The following is a 242-nucleotide window of genomic DNA, read 5'->3' as shown; positions in this document are numbered from 1 at the left end:
ATGATGCCTTCGGTGAAGGTGATTTCCGTTCAGGCCTACCCCGCTTCTCCGATGAGGCAATGGCAACCAACCGCCGGATGGCCGAGGTGATTGCCGATATGGCAAATCAAAAGGGTTGTACTGCCGCGCAATTATCGCTGGCTTGGCTGCTATCGAAAGGAACTGACATCGTACCGATTCCCGGCACCAAGCAGCAGCGCTATCTCATGGAGAATGCCGCTGCCACGACATTTACCCTCACC

General features: G+C 55.4%; 1 protein-coding gene. It reads left to right on the top strand.

The features are described 5' to 3' along the window. On the top strand, window positions 1-242 hold a 242-nt coding region (locus tag R0J88_RS22920; RefSeq protein ID WP_410901305.1), incomplete at both ends, for an aldo/keto reductase.

This window comes from Pseudoalteromonas sp. SIMBA_162 (genome assembly GCF_046535955.1).
GTDB classification, from domain to species: domain Bacteria; phylum Pseudomonadota; class Gammaproteobacteria; order Enterobacterales; family Alteromonadaceae; genus Pseudoalteromonas; species Pseudoalteromonas marina.
This window is presented reverse-complemented; position numbering and strand designations above follow the sequence as displayed.